Genomic DNA, 686 nt, shown 5'->3' with positions numbered 1-686 from the left:
GCTCGAACAGCGTGACGATCTGGCCGACCGTATTCCATAAGCCCTCGACCGTTCGCTCGGCTTTGGCGCGCAAGACAGCCTTGAGCTTTGCGAAGGCCTTCTCTATGGGATTGAAGTCTGGACTGTAGGGAGGAAGGTAGAGCAACCGGCATCCTGCACCTTCGATTGCGTGACGCACTCCCTCTGCCTTGTGTGCGGGCAAGTTGTCCATGATGACGATGTCGCCCGGTACCAAGGTTGGAATGAGAACCTGTTCGACATAGGCCTGGAACGCGACGCCGTTCATCGCACCGTCGAGGACCATGGGCGCGGTCATGCCGGATAGCCTGAGCGCTCCGGTGAATGTCGTTGTCTTCCAATGGCCGTGTGGGATCGGTGAACGGCATCGCTCTCCACAAATGGCTCGTCCGCGAAGCCGAGACATCTTCGTGCTCAGGCCGGTTTCATCGATGAAGACGAGGCGCGCCGGATCGAGGTCGAGCTGGCCGTCGAACCAGTCGCGGCGACGTTTCAGAAGGTCGGGGCGCTCCTGCTCCAGTGCATGTGCGGTCTTTTTTTGAAAGTCCAGCCACGCTTTCGCAGCCAGACGTCGAGCGCGCTGCGGCCGATTGATACGGCTCTCTCCTCACGCAATCGCAAAACCATCTCGTTGAGGGTAACGTCCTTTGCCTCTTCGATCATGCCAA

At 59.2% G+C, this 686-nt stretch carries 1 pseudogene; it reads right to left on the bottom strand.

Annotation, left to right across the window (positions count from 1 at the left end):
• Window positions 1-686, bottom strand: a pseudogene (locus IEX53_RS23645) (IS630 family transposase); the annotation flags it as partial.

Source organism: Paramesorhizobium endophyticum (genome assembly GCF_014640615.1).
GTDB lineage: Bacteria > Pseudomonadota > Alphaproteobacteria > Rhizobiales > Rhizobiaceae > Paramesorhizobium > Paramesorhizobium endophyticum.
The sequence above is the reverse complement of the archived record's forward strand: the minus strand, read 5'-3'. Positions and strand labels throughout refer to the sequence as shown.